The 17,871-nt window shown below is 62.7% G+C and carries 19 protein-coding genes; 12 read left to right on the top strand and 7 right to left on the bottom strand.

Going from position 1 to position 17,871, the window contains the following annotated elements; translation table 11 throughout:
* Positions 1–45 precede the first annotated feature (45 nt).
* Positions 46–1,083 (bottom strand): MBL fold metallo-hydrolase, encoded by a 1,038-nt coding sequence (locus ACETII_RS11070; protein WP_472788060.1) that lies wholly within the window; start codon positions 1,081–1,083, stop codon positions 46–48.
* A 184-nt stretch (positions 1,084–1,267) separates the two neighbouring features.
* A complete protein-coding gene (locus ACETII_RS11065) occupies positions 1,268–3,490 on the bottom strand; it encodes a PQQ-dependent dehydrogenase, methanol/ethanol family (RefSeq protein ID WP_472788059.1) in 2,223 nt (740 codons plus the stop codon).
* Between the two features lie 302 nt (positions 3,491–3,792).
* Here ACETII_RS11065 and ACETII_RS11060 point away from each other — a divergent pair, with 302 nt between their 5' ends.
* From ACETII_RS11060 to ACETII_RS11045, 4 genes are read left to right on the top strand one after another with little or no spacing between them, the layout of a single operon-like run.
* Positions 3,793–4,038 carry a hypothetical protein gene (locus tag ACETII_RS11060; protein WP_363345868.1) on the top strand — a complete coding sequence of 82 codons (246 nt, stop codon included), beginning with the start codon at positions 3,793–3,795 and terminating at the stop codon, positions 4,036–4,038.
* Positions 4,038–5,216 carry a cell surface protein gene (locus ACETII_RS11055; protein WP_472788058.1) on the top strand — a complete coding sequence of 393 codons (1,179 nt, stop codon included), beginning with the start codon at positions 4,038–4,040 and terminating at the stop codon, positions 5,214–5,216. Before ACETII_RS11060 ends, ACETII_RS11055 begins: the two co-directional genes overlap by 1 nt.
* Positions 5,209–6,138, top strand: coding sequence for a DUF6384 family protein (locus tag ACETII_RS11050; protein WP_472788057.1), 930 nt, complete (start codon positions 5,209–5,211; stop codon positions 6,136–6,138). Before ACETII_RS11055 ends, ACETII_RS11050 begins: the two co-directional genes overlap by 8 nt.
* 7 nt (positions 6,139–6,145) lie before the next feature.
* Positions 6,146–7,534 (top strand): AAA family ATPase, encoded by a 1,389-nt coding sequence (locus ACETII_RS11045; RefSeq protein WP_472788056.1) that lies wholly within the window; start codon positions 6,146–6,148, stop codon positions 7,532–7,534.
* 21 nt (positions 7,535–7,555) lie between these two features.
* On the opposite strand, the gene ACETII_RS11040 is transcribed toward ACETII_RS11045, so the two are convergent.
* Complete coding sequence (locus ACETII_RS11040; protein WP_363345860.1) at positions 7,556–9,112, bottom strand: SulP family inorganic anion transporter; 1,557 nt, start codon at positions 9,110–9,112, stop codon at positions 7,556–7,558.
* 211 nt (positions 9,113–9,323) lie between these two features.
* Here ACETII_RS11040 and ACETII_RS11035 point away from each other — a divergent pair, with 211 nt between their 5' ends.
* Positions 9,324–9,890 carry a DUF992 domain-containing protein gene (locus tag ACETII_RS11035; RefSeq protein WP_472788055.1) on the top strand — a complete coding sequence of 189 codons (567 nt, stop codon included), beginning with the start codon at positions 9,324–9,326 and terminating at the stop codon, positions 9,888–9,890.
* Between the two features lie 82 nt (positions 9,891–9,972).
* On the opposite strand, the gene nagA is transcribed toward ACETII_RS11035, so the two are convergent.
* Together nagA and ACETII_RS11025 are read right to left on the bottom strand one after the other, a co-directional pair.
* A complete protein-coding gene (nagA, locus tag ACETII_RS11030; RefSeq protein ID WP_472788054.1) occupies positions 9,973–11,148 on the bottom strand; it encodes an N-acetylglucosamine-6-phosphate deacetylase in 1,176 nt (391 codons plus the stop codon).
* On the bottom strand, positions 11,145–12,176 hold the full coding sequence (locus ACETII_RS11025; protein ID WP_472788053.1) for an SIS domain-containing protein: 1,032 nt from the start codon (positions 12,174–12,176) through the stop codon (positions 11,145–11,147). Before ACETII_RS11025 ends, nagA begins: the two co-directional genes overlap by 4 nt.
* Positions 12,177–12,332: 156 nt before the next feature.
* Here ACETII_RS11025 and ACETII_RS11020 point away from each other — a divergent pair, with 156 nt between their 5' ends.
* The 3 genes from ACETII_RS11020 (at position 12,333) to ACETII_RS11010 (ending at position 14,568) form a co-directional block, all read left to right on the top strand.
* Entirely contained in the window at positions 12,333–13,289 is a 957-nt protein-coding gene (locus ACETII_RS11020; protein ID WP_472788052.1) for an N-acetylmuramic acid 6-phosphate etherase, read from the top strand.
* 199 nt (positions 13,290–13,488) lie between these two features.
* Positions 13,489–14,112, top strand: coding sequence for a hypothetical protein (locus tag ACETII_RS11015; protein WP_472788051.1), 624 nt, complete (start codon positions 13,489–13,491; stop codon positions 14,110–14,112).
* A 39-nt stretch (positions 14,113–14,151) separates the two neighbouring features.
* Complete coding sequence (locus tag ACETII_RS11010) at positions 14,152–14,568, top strand: hypothetical protein (protein ID WP_363345847.1); 417 nt, start codon at positions 14,152–14,154, stop codon at positions 14,566–14,568.
* A 17-nt stretch (positions 14,569–14,585) separates the two neighbouring features.
* Here ACETII_RS11010 and ACETII_RS11005 read toward each other — a convergent pair whose 3' ends face one another.
* On the bottom strand, positions 14,586–14,717 hold the full coding sequence (locus ACETII_RS11005; protein WP_472788050.1) for a hypothetical protein: 132 nt from the start codon (positions 14,715–14,717) through the stop codon (positions 14,586–14,588).
* 564 nt (positions 14,718–15,281) lie between these two features.
* Complete coding sequence (locus tag ACETII_RS11000) at positions 15,282–16,271, bottom strand: magnesium transporter (RefSeq protein ID WP_472788049.1); 990 nt, start codon at positions 16,269–16,271, stop codon at positions 15,282–15,284.
* Positions 16,272–16,625: 354 nt separating this feature from the next.
* Here ACETII_RS11000 and ACETII_RS10995 point away from each other — a divergent pair, with 354 nt between their 5' ends.
* The 4 genes from ACETII_RS10995 (at position 16,626) to ACETII_RS10980 (ending at position 17,810) form a co-directional block, all read left to right on the top strand.
* Positions 16,626–16,859: a hypothetical protein gene (locus ACETII_RS10995; RefSeq protein ID WP_472788048.1), complete on the top strand. Its 234-nt coding sequence runs from the start codon at positions 16,626–16,628 to the stop codon at positions 16,857–16,859.
* Positions 16,856–17,293: a hypothetical protein gene (locus tag ACETII_RS10990; RefSeq protein WP_363345837.1), complete on the top strand. Its 438-nt coding sequence runs from the start codon at positions 16,856–16,858 to the stop codon at positions 17,291–17,293. The genes ACETII_RS10995 and ACETII_RS10990 overlap by 4 nt, the downstream gene beginning before the upstream one ends.
* Positions 17,294–17,422: 129 nt before the next feature.
* Positions 17,423–17,641 carry a hypothetical protein gene (locus tag ACETII_RS10985; RefSeq protein WP_363345835.1) on the top strand — a complete coding sequence of 73 codons (219 nt, stop codon included), beginning with the start codon at positions 17,423–17,425 and terminating at the stop codon, positions 17,639–17,641.
* Between the two features lie 4 nt (positions 17,642–17,645).
* A complete protein-coding gene (locus ACETII_RS10980) occupies positions 17,646–17,810 on the top strand; it encodes a hypothetical protein (protein ID WP_472788047.1) in 165 nt (54 codons plus the stop codon).
* The last annotated feature ends 61 nt before the right edge of the window (positions 17,811–17,871 follow it).

Genomic DNA, 17,871 nt, shown 5'->3' with positions numbered 1-17,871 from the left:
GTCAATTCAAGATGTGCGTGGAAAATGCATCGAACTGCGATCCATTCAACGGGCCAAAGGCCCTTGGGCCTTTTTCCAGGCGTCGATACCTCCTTCAACATGGCGCGTCGCCTTAATGCCCGCATTCTGCGCGGCCTCCACCGCCATTGCGGAGCGCTCGCCGAAAGCGCAATAAAACAGAATATTCTTGCCAGTCGTCTCCGCCAGTTCGTGCAACAGGCCGCCATCGGCGAGGTTCTCTTGCAGATCGGTATAAGGCATATGCAGCGAGCCCGGGATGCTTCCGTGTCTGTCGCGTTCGCTCTTCTCCCGCAGGTCCACAAACGCCGTGTCCGAACGACTGCGCAGAGCCAACGCGTCCGTCGCCGAAACGGCCCACCCCTTGCGCGCAATCTCATCCTGGCGAAGGCCAATGTGCATATTGGCCGGCACCGCCACGTCCATCATCTTGGGATTCGCCAGCTTCAGACTGCTCATAAGCTCGACATATTCTTCAGGCGATCCGACCTGGAGGCGCGGATTGTATCGCCTCTCCTCGTCGACCGTCGAGACGGTGTCGCCTTTGTAGTCGTGGGCGGGATAAACAAAGGTTTCGCCGGGAAGTTTCAGCAGCTTGTTGAAGATCGAGTCATATTGCGCTCTGGCGTCGCCATTCTGGAAATCGGTACGTCCTGTGCCGCGGATAAGCAGCGTATCGCCCGTAAAAACTCGATCGCCCATGACGAATGAATAGGAGTCATCGGTGTGCCCCGGCGTGTAAAGCACGTCGAGGCTCACGCCTTCAATTTCGATCCGATCGCCTTCAGCAACACGCATGGCGACGACATCCGCTTGCGTCTGCTCCCCCATCACCGTGATGCAATGGGTTCGGTCGCGTAGCGCGGCCGAGCCTGTGATGTGATCGGCGTGCAGGTGAGTGTCTACCGCCTTGACGAGCCGTAAATCGAGTTCGCGCGCGAGAAGCAGGTAGCGATCGACCTTCTCCAGCACAGGATCGATGATCAGCGCCTCGCCGCCGCGCCGGCTGGCGATCAAGTAGGTGTAGGTGCTCGAAGCAGCGTCAAAAAGCTGGCGGAAGATCACAACGCATGCTCCTTCACGACGAGACCCCGTGCAGCCTCCCGGCTCGTCGAAGAAGCTGCGTGGCAGGAACGTTAGTTAGGTGGGACAACCCTTGTGTCAAGGTAACGCCGGAACGTGGCGCCGAACCAGCGCCAGGCTTGCCGTTTGCGCGCTTCTATTTGTGCGAGTGACGAAGTCACCATGATCACTCAATGGTCTTGGGCGCCTTCGCGCCCGTGCGAGACGCCTTCGAGGCTTCTTGTTCGCGGTAGGCCTGCCAGCTTTTGTCGATGATATAGGCGTGGATGTTGTCCACGTCCCTTTCGCTCAAGATGTCCCCGAAAGCCTCCATTCCCATTGGGGCAAGGGCGCCGCCGAGCAGGATGTCCTTGAAGAGGTTGTGGGTTTCCTGCGACATCTTCCGCAGATCGGGCGTAATGTTGGGTCCGAGAGCGTGGCAGCGCGAGCATTGCGCAATGAATGCGATCTCACCAGACTGGATGTCGGCAGGCGTCGCATTATTCGCGGGCGGTCTCCGAAAGGGCTCATCTCGACGGAGCGCCGGCGTTGGGACGAGACCGCCGTCGAGCTTGAACGCGATAATTCGATTCGAATTCTGGAATTTCCGCGCGGCGCTCGACGGGGGAATTTCACCGACGCCGAATGCAGTTCCTCCGTAACCTGTTTGCACTGCGACATATTGAACGCCGTCGACCGCATAGGTGACGGGGGCGGCCATGATATGGCTCCCGGTCTGAATGGTCTTCAGGAGCTTTCCAGTGTCCGCGGCATAGACCCGGAACTCGCCATTGCCACAGCCTTGAAAGACGAGATTGCCAGCGGTGCTCATCGCGCCGCCGTCATATCCGCGCATGCCCGAACTCGTCTCCTGCTCCCACACAATTTCTTGGGCTACCGGGTCCCAGGCCCTCATGAGCTCACGGACAAGCTTAACCTTACGGGCAGCCTGGAGCGTCCTGCGGTCGGGCAGCGGCCCGAATAACGGCTTCAACGCCGCCGCGTCGTAAGAGTCGTCGGGGAAAATGCCCAGCGCGGAGAGAAAGCTGTTGACGAAGCGAATTCGCCCGCCGCTCTGCTGCAGATCAATCCAAACGCTCGATGCGTCTATGACGGGGATATAGATCAGGCCGGTCATCGGGTTGAACGACATCGGCTGCCAACTGTGCCCGCCTGCCCAGGATGGATAGACGTTTTTCGGCCCAGAGTACCAGTCGGCGTCGTCGGAGGGGCGCGGCCGCCCGGTTCTGCTGTCGAGGCCAGACGTCCAATTTACAAACGTATAAGGCTTCGCCGAGATAAATTCGCCCGTGCGACGGTCAAGGACGTAGAAAAAGCCATTCTTGTTCGCCTGCATGATAACGGAGCGCGTCACGCCGCGGAGTCGCAAATCGGCCAGAACGAGTTTCTGGGTTGCGTCGAAATCCCAGTGATCCCCCGGCGTTGTCTGATAATGCCAGGCGAGCCGGCCCGTATCCGCGTGCAAGGCCACAATAGAGGCCGTATACAACGCGTCCTTCGACGGTCCAGCGACGAGCCTGAGATCATAGGGGGCTGGGTTGGCCGTTCCAAAGAACACCAGCCTGAGATCCGGGTCATAGGCGAACCCATCCCAGGCTGTCCCGCCGCCCTGATAATCGGGAGAGCGATCGGGATTCCATGTCGTGGCTGCAAGCGCCATAGCCTCGTCTTCCGGCGGCTGCCCTGGCGCGCCCGGCACTGTGTAAAAGCGCCATGCAAGCCTGCCCGTCTCGATCTCATAGGCGGAGACGTAACCGCGCACGCCCCCCTTATCCATGTCAGCGCCGCTATTTCCGATGACCGCGAGATCTCCGGCGATATAAACCGCGCCCGTGCTGGAGTAGGGAAGCTTGTGGTCGACGATCGTATCCGCGCTCCAGAGCTCCTTGCCGGTTCCCGCGTCAAGGGCGTGCAAGCGACCATCGACGGAGGCGACAAGCACTCTGCCCTTCCAAAACGCGACGCCACGGTTGACGAGGTCACAGCATGGGTTGCGCGCGGCGCGCGGATCAGCCTTGGGGTCGAACCGCCAGATCTCGCGCCCCGTCGACGCGTCTATGGCGTAGACGTAACCCCATGCGCCCGAGGTGAACATAACGCCATTGACCACAAGCGGGGTCGCTTCCTGACCCCGCGTCGTCCCGAGATCATAGGCCCAGGCGAACCCGAGACGGGTGACGTTGCCGGCGTCGATCGACGCGAGAGGAGAATAATAGCTTTGGTTCTGGTCGCGCCCGACAGTGAGCCAATTTTTGGGCGCAGGAGTCGCGCCTTCCGCCTTGAAGGACTCAAGGTCTCCGGCGGCGTACGATAAGAGCGGCGCAAGTGCGAACGCCAAGGCCGTGAAACAGGCCCACAGCAGGCGACCTGTGCAGCTCGTCATGCGCATGGTTGAGACCCTTGCCTCTGCTGCAACAATTTATTTCCTCGTTCGAGGCGCCGCGGCGCAGGAGGCCAGCGCTCATACCCTCTCCCTCTTAGCACACGCCCACGACTGGCGCCGCCAGTATAGTCCAAGAGGCGCGATGGAAGACCTGCCGCGCAGCGGCGCGCCTCCCCTCATCGGCCGCGCCTCATTCCGACCTCTTTCCAATTGCGACGTCGCCAGCCTCGCCTAGTTATGCCTTCAGGACAATCGTTGGTTCTGGAGGCCAGCGAACGTCGCCCGAGGTCGAAACGCGCGGAACCGGCATGACCCCGCCCCAAATAGCCATGTTCATCATCAAGCGGTGGCGTCTCGAGCACTCCATCGACGCGATCATGGTCGCCCTTTATCGGGCGGGCCATCCACTGGCCAAGACAACCATCCTGAAAGTCATCCGCACCTACGTGAACGCAAGTTCAGAAAATAACGGCTACCGCGGGAAAGCCTCGCGTTCCGCCGATCGACGAAAGCTTAACCGTCGAGACCAAGCCGGCGAGATCGGAGGCCTGTGATGGCGAATCAAATCACAAAATCACCGATGCAATATCTCGATCGCGCGGCGGACGCGCTGCGCGACCTTCACGTCGCGCCGGCGCGGCCCGACTTCGCGCCCATCAATGCTCTGCTGGAGAAAATTTCAGATCTGGACAAAGACCGCATCGCCGTCATCTCCCGCACGCTTGCACAAACCGAGACCTTCAACCAGGTCGTTCGCGAGCAGACGGAGGGCATGGAGATCGGCAATCGTTACGATGAGATCGCCAAAGCCTTCAACTCCATCCGCGACGACGCCAAGAAGATGGTCGATCAGCTCGGCGACGGCAGGGTAGGCCTTTTCGAGCGGGTGACGAACATATGGATGAAACTCACGCGCGGGGATATCGCCGACAGGTTCGACAGGATACGCGAGACCTATCTCGACGTGACGCGGGCGACCAAGGACCAGATCGAGCGCGAAGGGCTCATTTTGGAGGCCTATCACAATTTTCGGGGCGCATTGAAGCAGGCGGAAGTGCTGGCCGCCGAAATATTGAAAAAGGCCGAGGCGCGGCTGCAGACGTCGAAGGACGATCTCAAGCGGGCGGCGGATGCGCTCGCGGCGTATAGCGGTGCGGATATTGCGGAGCGCGCGCGTTTCGAGCTCGAACGCGACGAGCGCTTGCGCGATCTCCAGGACGAAGACAAGCGCTATCAGATCTCAAAGGACCTCTCGGATAATCTCAAGGTTAGTTACAACACGTCTGAAGTCATCATGGCGCGCCTCAACCAGACGACCGGCGCCAAGGAGCGCGTCTATGCCCAGGCCGTGAGCTTCTTCTCGACGAATGATTCCGTGCTGACGGCGCTGAAGGCCTCCTTCACCGGACTCGTGGGCCTGCATGAATCAACGCAGACGTTGGAGACGATGAAGGAAGGCGTGTCGCGCAGCATCGAAATACTGGCTGAGCTCGGGGACAAGGTTCAGGAGGCTGCGATCCGCGCGGGCTATGGCCCGACGATTCGCGCCGACGCCGTGATAAAACTCGTGGAATCGATCACTAATTTCCAGGAAAAGACTCTTGGTATCGTCGCCGAGATGCGAAGCCTTGCGACACGAAATTCGGAGGAAATCCGGTCGGCGGTCGAAAGCGGTCGAAAGCGTATCCAAACGTTGATTCTCGAAGGCAAGTCGCTCGGCGTCGATGTCTGAGGCTTCCGCAGCGCCACGGCCCGCCGAGCACAAACTCGACGACCTCATGCTGGCTATGGACGTCGTGGACACGATTCGCCATGACCAGCGCCTGGCGGAACGGGAGCTGTCCTTACAGCTGTCGGACGACGCGCTGATTGGGCGCCTGCGCAAAATTTACAGTGATCAGGGGATCGACGTCTCCGACGCGATTTTGCAGGAGGGCGTCAAGGCGCTACGCGAGAGGCGGTTCGCCTATGCGTCGCCAAAGCCTGGCGTTCCCCGCAGCCTTGCGCTCGCCTGGGTGAATCGCGCCCGGTTCGACCGGGCGCTCGCAGTCTTTCTCATATCCGTCGCGGCGCTTGCGGGCGGTTATTACCTTGCCGTCGAGAGACCGCAAAAACTGGCGCAAACCGAGATTTCCGAACGGCTGCCGCAATCCCTCAAGTACGCATATTCGCAGGCTCTAAACGAATCCAGAACAGCGGCCGCGAGGGAACGCGCGCAGCAATTGCTGGCGAACGGCGAAGCCGCCTTGGCGCGCGGCGATGCGGAAGGAGCGCGCAAGGCGATCGCCGAAACGACAGCGCTGCTGAGCACGTTGCGTGAGGAATATAAGCTGCGCGTCGTCAATCGCCCCACAAGCGGCGTATGGCGACGACCGCGCATCAATCCGCTGGCCCGCAACTATTATCTGATTGTCGAGGCTGTCGACGAAAACGGCCGAGTGCTTGCAAAGACCATTCGCAGCGAGGAAACCGGCGAGACCGCAACCGTTGAGAAATGGGGCGTTCGCGTCGGCGAGGACGTATACAAGAAAATAATGGCTGACAAGCTTGATGACGGAATCATCCAGCAGAGCGTGATCGGCGAAAAGAAGCGCGGCTATCTGGAGCCGGATTATACGACGCCCGTCACGAGCGGCGCGATAACGCAATGGTAGGATCACGATGATTACGGGGCTCGAGACGCTGCGGTTCATCGAGAACGCCTACGCGGAGGCGCGTGAAGAGGAAATGCGCATTGGCGCCGCGTTGAGCGAAGCGTCGCAACGCGCCGCGAAGCTGCGACGCGATCGCCTCACGCAGCTTAACGCGCTGGCGCAGGTCAAATTCGAGCTCATCCGCGGCGGAGAGCTTGTCGAGGACCTCGACGCAGCCGAGAAGCAGGCGAAAGCGGCGTTGGACCAGATCAATCGCAACCTGGAAGACGCGTCCCGGCGACGCGACGCGTCGGCCGAGGCTCTCCGCAAAGCAGAGGCGGAGAAGGACGACCGGGCGCGCGACGATGAGGCGGCGGCGCTGGCCTTGCAAAACTTCGAGCACGATGTAGCCGCTCGCCTCGGCGAGGACGCGAAATGGCGCGGCCTCAACGAAAGGATCGCGTCGCTGCAAGGGACCCTTGCGCAGGCGCAAAGAAAGGCGTCGCAGGCCGAGGCCGACCGTGAGCGCAAAAAAATTCCTTATGAAGGAGATCCGCTTTTCATGTATCTGTGGAGCCGCAAATTTGGCGAGCCGGACTATAAAGCCTCCGCACTCGTCCGATACATCGACGGGCTCGTCGCGAAACTGGTCGACTTCAAGACGGCGCGTGGCAATTACCAGTTGCTCAATGACATCCCGGGCAGATTGCAGGCCCATGCGCATGAAATCGCCGCGACCCTGCAAACCGAGCAGCGGCGCATGAGCTTATTGCTCCAGAGCAGGATCGAAGAGGCGGGTGGGGCCGCGTTGCAGCAGAAGGCGCGAGAGAAGAGAGAAGCTCTCGAGGCGAGCGAGGCGGCGCGCGCCGCGGCGGCGCGCGCGTTCGAGGAGGCGAACCGGCAGTATTATTTGCTCATCGGGCGAAACAATGAGGGAGCCTTCGCCGAGGCCGTAACGATGATGCGCGAGAATGACGAGCGCGACGAGGTGTTGACGCTCTTTCGCGAGGCCGAGCGCACCAAAACTGAAAAGGATCAACGCATCGTCGAAACGATTGATGCGCTAACCAAGGCTCTCGGCAAAACAGAGGCCGACATCTCGCAGCTGAGGACGATGCTCGACGCCGCAGCCGCGAAACGGACGGAAATAGAACGCGCGCGCGCGGAGTTTCAGCGGCGTCGCTATGACTATCCGGGAACGACGTTCCGCAATGAAAGCGCCATCGGCGACGTGATCGGCGGCATTCTCAAAGGCGCGCTCGCGGGCGCTGTTCTCGGCCAAATTCTCCGCCAGGGCTATCAGCGGCCGCCTTTACCGCCTTGGGGCGGGACCATCGATCCGGGCCCGTTCTTTCCGCCCGGCGGGGCGTTCGGCGGCGCGCCGGACGATGAATTCACCACCGGGGGCGGGTTTTAGCGCGCTGTATCCTCGCGTCGCTCAGGTCGCGTTCGCGGAGCGCCACGCCTTTTGCTCGAAGAGGCGGTGCAATATGTCCCGGTCGAGATGCACCCGCCCGCCCGCGGCTTCGTGATTTTCGCCCCAGTCCATGAGCATCGTCAGACAGGCGTGATCGATATAGGTGAGGCCGCGCAGATGGATGTGCGCATCGTAGCCGGCCGGAATCCTCTCGAGCGCCGCGGCGAATCTCGGCAGGCGGATGAACGTCGCCGCGCCGTCGAGAAACACATGCGCCGCGCCCGAGGCTTCGTTCTTCTCGACCGTAACCGCGAGATGGGAGAAAGTGTAGATCAGCCGCGCCAGCGATACGACAAGGCCGAGCAGAATGCCTGTCAGGAGATCGAAGCCCACGACGCCTGCGAAGGTGACGCCGAAGACCAGCGCTTCGATGCGGTCCTGTCGCCACAGATCCTTTGCGAAATCAAGCTTAACGAGCTTCGCCCCGGTATACACCAGGATCGCGGCGAGGGCGGCGATCGGGATCATGGTCAACAATTGGGGGAGCAGCAGCACGAAGAGCAGTATCCAGGCGCCGTGCAAAAAGGCGGAAAGCCGCGTGCGCGCGCCAGCCATGACATTTGCGGAGGTGCGCACGATCACGCCCGTGAGCGGCAAGACGTTCATCACGCCGCACAGAATGTTCCCGATCCCCTGCGCGACCAGTTCCCGGCTGTACGCCGTACGCTCGGCATGGCGCTGCAGCGAGTCCGCCGCCGTCGCGGTGAGCAGCGACTCGGCGCTGGCGACGAAGGCGAGCGACAGCCCGGCAAGCCAGACGCCGACGTCGCGCAAAGCGTCGAGATCGGCCAGGCTTGGGGGGCGTGCGGCGTCGAGCAGGCGCTCCGGCACCGGCACGCGCCTGACGTCCAGATCGAAAGCCCAGGCGGCTAATGTCGCGGCGACGACTCCAAGCAGGGCGGCGGGCACGAGCCTCAGCGCTTTCGGCGCCAGGACGGCCCATGAAGCGACGATCGAGACGGCCAGGAGCCCGATGAGCGCTGCGGGGCGGTGTTCCGGCTCGGCGACGCCTTTCACAATCGCCCCCGGCAAAAGCCAGAGATTGATGACGCCGCCGAATTCCTTGCCCGTGCCGGGCGGGACGTCGTCCACCATGACGTGAAACTGTGAGGCGAAGATCAGCACGCCGATGCCGGCGAGCATGCCCTGAATGAGCGCCGGAGATACGGCCCGAAACACGGGCCCGAGACGACAGACCCCGGCAAGAACCTGGATGAGGCCGCCGATCGCTACGATGATCCCCAGCGTCTCGAAGCCATATTTCTGGATGAAGGCCGCGACCATCACCGTGAGGCCGGCGGCCGGGCCGCTCACCTGCAACGGACTGCCAGAGAGGGGCCCGACAACGAGGCCGCCGATGATCGCCGTCGCCAGGCCAACCGCGGCGGCCTTTTCGATGGGCACGCCGGAGGCGATCGCAATGCCCATCGAAAGCGGCAGCGCGACCAGGAAGACGACGACGGAGGCAAAGACGTCATGTCCGAAGGACCGCGCGCGCGGCGCCTTTAGCGGATTCATGGGACGTCTCCTCTCATGCTCGACGGCTGCTGCGTCAGATATGGAGAGTGGCCCATTCTACCAGCCTGCCGTCGGCCAAAAGCGAAGCGTCCTATTGGATCGTCAGGGAGCCGGTCATGCAGAAGCGTCGCATATGAAAGCCGGGTTTTTCCAGCTAAGGTGCAAGCGTAAAGGGAATCGCGCTCGCGCCTATCGGCCGGCGGCGCAACAAATGATTTGGAAGGCCTCGATGGTTAGATATGGCTTGCTTCGCAATTTCAGCGCCCTGCTGCTCGTCCTCAGCTTAACCCCGGCAGCTTCGGCTCAAACCGCAAAGGTTGGCACGCTGGTCTGCCATATTTCCGGCGGCGTCGGGATGATCCTGATGGAAAATCAGGCCCTCGATTGCGTGTTTACCGATAAAGGCGGGGCGACGTCGCATTATATCGGCCGCCTGACCAATGTCGGCCTGAACATCGGCGTCAGCGGCTCGGGCCAATTGGTCTGGGGCGTGCTGGCGGCGACGGCTACGGTCGGCCCCGGCGCGCTTGCCGGAGATTATGCCGGCGCTCAGGGGTCCGTGGCGGTTGGCGCCGGCGTCGGCGGCGCCGTGCTCGTCGGCGGCTCCGGCAAGACCATCTCCCTGCAACCGATCTCGGTGTCGGCCGGAACCGGCCTCAATCTGTCTGCGGGCATCGGCAACGTCAGTCTGCAGTATATGCCAGTGACGCCACCGCCCCCCGCCGCGGAGCCGGCCCCGACGCCGGCGCCAAAGAAAGCGCGCGCCCGGGGCCACTGAGCGACGACGAAAAATGGGCGGTTCGTCCTTTCCGGGAGAACCGCCCGACGGCTTCGGCGCCCGGCCGCGCGCCGATCGCGGCCTATCGCGAGGTCTCGGCCCCCGGACGATCATCTGACCTTGCCCCAGCGACCCAGACGGCGGAGACAGAGATATCTCTCGGATCGAAGGCCGCCATGTCGGCCCGATATCCCGGTGCCAGGCGGCCGAGCGAATGTCCGAGGCCGAGAAAATCGGCGGGGTGAAGCGAAGCGCAGCGCAAGGCGCGCTCCAGGGAGAGCCCGAGAAGCCTGACGCAATTGCGAACCGCGGTGGCCATATCGATGGACGAGCCCGCGAGCGCGCCGTCCGGCGTGCGGCAACTGCCGTCGCGGACTGTAATCCGCCGGCCCAGGAGATCGAACTCCGAAGACGTTCCGCCGACCGGCGGCATGGCGTCGCTGACCAGCATGGGCCGACCGACGCCGCGCATCGCCAACGCAAGCATGGCGGGGGCGACATGCTCGCCGTCGACGATGAGGCCATAGTATGCGTTGGGCGACTCGAGCGCCGCCGCGACGGGTCCGGGCTCGCGCGCGGAAAGCGGGCGCATCGCGTTGAAGAGATGGGTGAAGCCCGTCAGCCCTTCGGCCATTGCGGCGCGCGTTTGCTCATAGGTCGCCATCGAATGGCCGAGCGAGACCTTCGCGCCGGCGGCGACGAGTTCGGCGATGAAGCCCTTTGGCGCCTCCTCGGGCGCAAGGGTCACGAGCAAGACGCCGCCATGGAAAGCGCCGAGCATTCGGCGATCCTCTGCTCGCGGACGGCGGATGAAGTCACGCCGATGAACGCCTGGCTTCTGAGGAGATAGAAACGGGCCCTCGAGATGGATTCCCAGAACGCCCGGCTCCGCGGGCATGATGGCGCTTACGGCCGCGAGCGCCGCAGCGATCGTCTCGTCATCGTCGGTGATGAGCGTGGGCATAAGCCCCGTCACTCCGAATTTGCGATGAGCCGAGACGATTTTGGCGAGAGCCGCCGGCGTCGGATCGGCGTTGAACAGAACGTCTCCGCCGCCGTTCGCCTGAATGTCGATAAAGCCCGGCGCGAGCCACGCGCCCGGGGGCGCGTTGTAGACGCCGATGGTGGAGGAGAGGGCCGACCGCGCCGTCAGCGCGGCGATTCGTCCGTCTTCAATCACGACGGCGACGTCGCCGTGCCGCGTTTCGCCGTCGAAGACGACGTCCGCGGCGACCGCATGCGTCGAGGAGCGGCTCATCGCGTGCGGGTAATTTTGTGTAGGTGGCGCGGGCGATCGGCGTTCTTTCCGCGTCTTGCCGCCAAGCGAACGACCATGGCGTAGAAGCTTTGGATGAGACAGATCGCGTCGGTTTCAGGATGATGGGAGGGCAGCGCGGGAAGCCGGTTCAGCGTCGATTCCTGCGAGGAGGTGACGAAGACCGCCGCGCCCTTCGCCGTCAGATCGGCGGCGAGCGCCGTCATGCCAGCGGCGGCGGCGTCCGTCGGCGCAAACATGAGCACGGGATAACGAGGCGAAACCAAAGCGATTGGACCGTGGCGAAATTCGGCTGCGGAGAAGGCCTCGGCATGAATATCCGACGCTTCCTTCAGTTTCAACGCCGCCTCGCGCGCGATGGCGAGCGTCGGACCGCGCCCGATCGTCACGAGGCTTTCTGCGTCTGCAAGAACCTCCAGGAGGCAGCCCCAGTCGAGGGCGCTGGCGGCGGCGAGACGATCCGGCAATGACCGCAACGCGCCCGCGAGCGCCGCGTCTTGCGCCCAGAGGGCCGCTAATCGCGCCAGAGCCGACAAGGATGCGACGAAGGTCTTGGTCGCGGGGATGCTGTGTTCAGGGCCGGCCGCCATTGGCAAGACGAATTCGCAGGCCTGCGCCAGCTGGCTTTCCGGACTATTCGTAATGCAGGCGGTCACCGCTCCGCAGGAACGCGCCGCGACCGCCTGTTCAATGATATCGTTGCTTTCTCCCGACTGCGAAATCGCCAGAAGGAACTGATCGGACAGGCGCAGACGCTGATGGTAGATCGTCGCGATGTTTGGCGCCGCGGCCGCGACGACAATGCCGAGGTATCGCTCGATGAGATGCTTGCCGAAGGTGGCCGCATGGGCGGAGCTGCCGCGCGCACAGGTAACGACAACCTGTGGAGGCCTGCGCCGCAACCTCTCGACAAGGACCGGAAGAACGCCGGCGAGCGCCTCCTCCTGTCGCTCCACGGCGGCCGGAGCCGCTCGCATGTCCTCGCTCATCTGCGCGTCGATAACGCTCATTATCTTCATCTTTCGCTCGGGCCCAACGTAGAGGAAATTGCCGCAGACCAGCTGGAAGGCAAGTTCCGTCAATGCGTCGTCGGACACTTGAACGAAGCTTCGCTTGAACTTCTCCAGGCGCTGGCCATATGCGGCATGTCAGCTGGAATTACGCCGATGAGTCCGACTGAGACGGAACGCCAGAGCCCGCGCTACGCAAAAATCGATCTTTGGGAGCCGGCGGAAATACTGGAGTCCATGATCGAGGGTCATTTTTCCGCAGTCGCGGCCGTGCGCGCCGCGCGGCCGGCGATCGAGCGCGCCGGGCTTGCGATCGAGCGCCGGCTACGCGGACCCGGGCGGCTCGTTTACGTCGGGGCCGGCACGTCCGGTCGTTTGGCGGCTCAGGACGGGGCCGAGCTCATGCCGACCTTCGGGTGGCCGCAAGATAGACTTCTGCTCCTCATTGCGGGCGGGCAAACCGCCCTCCTCCGCGCCGTCGAAGGCGCCGAAGATCAGGACCAGCAAGCGATCGAACTCGTCCGGCGTCATGAGATCGGCGCGTCGGATGTGATCATAGCGGTCGCCGCTAGCGGCACGACGCCTTTCACGCTCGCCTGCTTACGCGAGGCCAAGAAAAGAGGCGCCTTGACGATCGGCGTCGCCAATAACCGGGGGACGCCGCTTCTTCAGGAGGCGGATCATGCGATCTTTCTCGAAACGGGCCCGGAGCCGATCGCCGGCTCAACCCGAATGAAGGCCGGAACCGCCCAGCGCATCACGCTCATTCTGCTGTCGTCTCTCGTCATGATCCTGCTTGGTCGGGTTTACGACGGCCTCATGGTGGACGTGCAGGCCTCGAACAGGAAGCTGATCAAAAGGAGCGAGAAAATCCTCTCACGCCTGACGGGCCGCGATGAAGAGGAGATCCACGCGGCGCTGCAGCAAGCCGGCGGAAGCGTGAAACTTGCTTTCCTGCTGCTGCAGGGTAACGGGCGCGACGCGGCGGAAGCGGCGCTCAACCAGGCCGAAGGTCATTTGCGGCGCGCCATGAGCCTGATCGTCGAAGCGCCCCAAGGGACGAACCTTCGAGAGACGCAGCCATCCTTTCACGAGGACGCGACGCACGAGTAGCGTCGTTCTCGCGCCTTTGGCCTCGCCGCAGCTTTGGATCCGAGCGAAAACGCCCTCGACGCAGATTCAGTAACGAAATCGACCTTCAGACCGGCGCTCGCTGGCTCGGCGTGGCGGGCGGCGCTTGAAAGACATCCTGCCCGCGCCACTATCTTCCATGACGCGCGCCGGCGCGGCGAGAAGATGCAGGCCTAGAGTTATGGAACGTTTTTCGGATGGCGCGGGCGCGGCCGCGGTCTGGTCGCGTAATGACCTTGCCGCCTTCCTGATGGAGCTGCACGACGTCGTGCGCGCCCATGCCCGTCGATTGGTCGTTGGACACCCGGAGTTAGGCCACAGCCGGCAAGCATGGCTCGACGCCAGGGCAGAAGCCCTCGCAGACGAGCTGGCGTATTTGGACGAGCGGTATGGCGAAGACATCTCCTATTCTCGTCACCTTCGCGCGCAGCAAGCTCTGCTCGCGTCCCTCGCCGAGAGATACGGATTGCGGCGACCGACGCAGGAGACTTCTCGAACCCGTCGCAAGGCGACCCGCTGGTGGTCGCGCCCAGCGCAACGCGAGATCAATCCGCGGTATGGCGCCATCATCAATCTCGAAGACATTCCGCTGAGCTGCCCAACCATCCATGCCGACGAATTGAAGCCCGGCGTGGCGCTGGTGAAACCGGTCCCCTGCTGGAATGGGCAGTGCTGTCGCGTCGAGGTCGTGTCGATCGAAATGCGTCCGAGCGAAGACGCCGTCCGTATCGACCTGCGCTATCACGATGGCTCGCGCCGCGTCGCCCCATTTTTTAATAAATTGCATTTGATCTGGCCAGAGTAGCTTTGAAACTCCTAAAGGAAGCCAATCAGGGATGCCGAGATGAAGCGGGTCGCAGCGTTTTTGGCGTTCACGCTCTGGGCGGCTCCCGCCTGCGCCGTGGAGCAACGGAGCCACTATGGTCACTTGCCTATCCACGTTCGCGGCATATTGCATGGCTGGCAGGCGCATGAAGACGTTTTTCATGGCCGCGCCGGTCAGCGCATTCAAATAAGATATCGGTCGACCCGGCCCAAATGGCTGGAGATTGTTCTGACGCCGCTTTCCGCGAGAGCGCCAATCTATCGCTCAACCTCGACGAAGGGGTGGAGCGGCGATGTGACTTTGCCAAAGGAGGGCGCCTATCGGCTGCGCGTTACGATCCGTCACGATGAAGCGCGGCGCGGCGGGCGTGTCGACTTCAAGATTGACGTCACCGAGTTGTCGCGTCTCGCTGAGTCTCAGCTTGGCCTGCTGTAACGCCCGCAGCCGCGAAACTAGGGATCCATACAGTAGCAGGCGCTGCCGTCAAAATTGTTGAAGCTTTCAGGAGCCGCAGAGGCCGTGTTGGCGAGACCGACGCTCAAGACCAGAACGACTGCGGCGACGATGGTGGACAGCTTGGTCATGATCGGCTCCCGCCTGAATCTCTTCCGTCTCTCGATGATCAAACGTAAATGAACGCGCGCGGCTCGAACGTGCGTTGGCGCACGTTGGCATATGAGAAGAACCGAGGATCATAAGCCTCGACCTCGGCCAGACTTGACGGCGATCCGCTATCTCCTGCCGCCCGTCCCGGCGACATAGGCATTGTCGTCCGGGCGTGTGTTGTTCGGGGCGGCGAAGGACGTCAAGAATCCAAGAGCTACGAAGCCGATCCAGAATAAGACGGGAATGAGTTTGCTCCTGGACGGAAGCATCCGATCGACCCTTCTGAAATGGCTCGCCCTGACCGCTCTTCCGCCCGCATCGCCGAGAGGCCTTGCGAATAATTAGCGCATGGCCCAGCGGCTGCACGACCAGAGCCGCGAAATCCTCATGGCGGCGTGGCGGCGGGTCAGGGCTAAATAATCCTCGCGGCCGGAGCTGACGCTCCGACTCAGCTTGCGCCAAAGCTGCGCACACGCCAAACTTTGCACTTGGCGCGGCGAACGTCAGGAAGGCGCCGCAGGCGAATGCTTACGACCTGCCCTCTAGAACACGAACATCGACGCTGCGACGAAATAAGTGAGCAGCGAGAAGGAATCCTGCACGACCGTTGCGACCGGCCCCGAGCCAAGCGCTGCGTCATACCCAAGCCGGGCGAAAAGCCAGGGCATCATAAAGCCGAAGGCGGTTGCGATTGTGCTGGCGACGGCGAGGGCCACTGCGACCGCCGCGGCGAGGCCGAGGCTCGAGAAAGCGAACCAGATGACAGGAAAGGCCAGGCATCCAAGTATCAAGCCGAGCAATGCGCCCGTGCCGAGCTCTCCGAAAAACAGCGGCAGCAGGGCGGAGTCGGTCAAGGACAGGCCGCGCACCACGACCACTTCCGACTGGGTTCCAACCGAGTCCGCCAGATAGACGATCGCCGGTATGAAAAAGGCGACGGCGACATGCGCGCTGAGCGATGTCTCATAGCGCGAGATCAGCCCGGTCGAAACCGCCATGCCAGCCATGCCGACGAGAAGCCAGGGCAGCCGATAGATCGCGCGCCGGTGCGGCGGCGCGGTGAGCGCCTCTTTCGCGGCCTCCGACTTGTTCAAAATCCCGGCCATATGGTGGAGATCTTCAATGTGCGCGTTTCGAAGAATGGTCATCAAGGCCCGCGCCGGTATCGCGCCGAGCAGCCGGCGTTGCGCGTCGCAGACCGCGAGAATGGACAAGCCTGCATGAATGGCCTGCCCCGCGGCGTCGACGGGATCATCGTCGAGACAGACGCGATAGGGATCGGCGTCTCGCGCAATGGCGAGGAGCGGCGTCGTCTCCGCGGCCGCGAGCAGGTCTCTCATGGCGACGATGCCGGCGAGACGATTCTCCTTCGTGAGCAGAAAGACATGCGAGGCGTCTTCATATCGCTCGCCGAGAAACCGCAGCCGGGCCTGTCCGGCGGTCTCCCAGTCGGCGCCCAGCGGGATGACCGACACGAGGTAATCCGAGATATTGTTCGAGGAGAGGTGAGAAGCAGGCGATGCGTCGCTCATGTCTTGTCGTTCTATCTGAAGCCCCGCGTCTTTTCCCACAGCATTCGACATTTTCCATTAAAAAAGCGCGGCTCGGCGAAAGTGAGCGTCGTCGGGGAAATTGAAAACTGTCAAAAAACCTTCATAATCCCATCGGACGGTGCGCCCTCCTCTCGCGGCGCGGCGGGAAGCCCGCGCCAAAGGTCTGTATCCTCGCCTCTAACGAACGACACTCGCCTCCTTTGGAGATTCTCACTCATGAAGCCCTGGGGATTTGCATTGGGCGCGTTGACTGGCGCCGCCGCGACCATCTTGTTGACGCGCCAGGGCAGCCGCGCGCGGCCCGCAGCCAAAGCCGCACTCAAGGCGGCCATCATGGCTTATCATGAGGCGCGAACCCAGGGCGCGGAGTTGATGGAGGCGGCAGAGGATCTTTTCGCCGAAGCAAAGAGCGAGGCCGCCGCCGATATTTTTGCAGCGACCATGGCGGGGGCCGCGAAGAGAGCGCCAAACGGCGCGCAAAAGGCGGAAGAAAAGCCAAAGGCCGAGACGCCTGCGCAAGAAGCTGAGGACGCCGCCGCAGGCCGCGCGGAAGGGGCCTCACCATGAACATGGAATTGCCTGCCGCCCAAATTGCGCACGCCATGCCTGGTCGCACGCGACTCCGCCTCCCCGATCGTCGGGGCGACGCCGACTTTCTTGCCTCCGTCGCAAGCGGCTTGGCCTCATTGCCGGGCGTCTTCGACGTTGAAACGCGACCTCTGACCGGCAGCGTTCTAATCGCCCATTTCAGCCCGCTCGATGAACTCGCCGACGCCGCGCGCAACGCGGGGCTTTTCGACCTGCGCTCAGCGCCCGCCGCGCCCGGCCCGGAACCGAAGGTCGAATTCGATCCCAAGCTCGTCGTCGCGCTTGCGCTCGCCGGCCTTGCTCTATGGCAGATGTCCCGGGAAAAGATTGTCCCGCCTGCTTTGACATTGCTCTGGTATGCAAGCAACCTCGGCGGCCTCTGGCGCTACGACGCCACGACGGACGGCGAGTAGCCTGTCTGCGCAAGGTCCGTCGACCTATGGCGGACGTCTCCTTCGCATTTGTCATCCGCATGTCATCTTGCAAGCGCGAAATTCCCAGCTCCTTTCCGCGCCGAGTCAGGTTGACCGGGAGGCACGACAATGCCGAAGGCCTTCGCCATCTTCATCGACATGATTGTCGGCTATCTGAACGGCGCGGGCCTCGGCGCGCTTTCACTCGAGTTCCTGTCCAATCGTATCGATAGCCAACCGCAAACGGCGCTGCTCGCCTTGTTGGTGGTTGGTCCGCTCGGCGCCTTTTTCAGCCTGCTGCTCGCAGCCGGCAAAAAAGAAGAAGCAGAGACACCGCAAGGGGCGTGAGAAAATGGAAATCCTCCTGCGTTTAATCGGAACGGCGTTGCTGATCCATGGCCTTGCGAGCGAGGGAGCGACGGGTCAATTTCTGCTCGTCGCGGGCGGTCTGATCATCCTGTTCGGCATATACGGGCGCCTCACGCGGCGACATGTCATCGTGGCGTCGGCGCCATAGAAAGGCTGCGCGATGGGCTGGTCCCGCTCGAGAGTTGGCGCGCGCTTTGGCGACAAGGTCG

The sequence above is a fragment of the Methylocystis sp. NC52PC genome, assembly GCF_055698645.1.
Note: the sequence above shows the minus strand (reverse complement) of the source record. Positions and strands in the feature narration are given on the sequence as shown.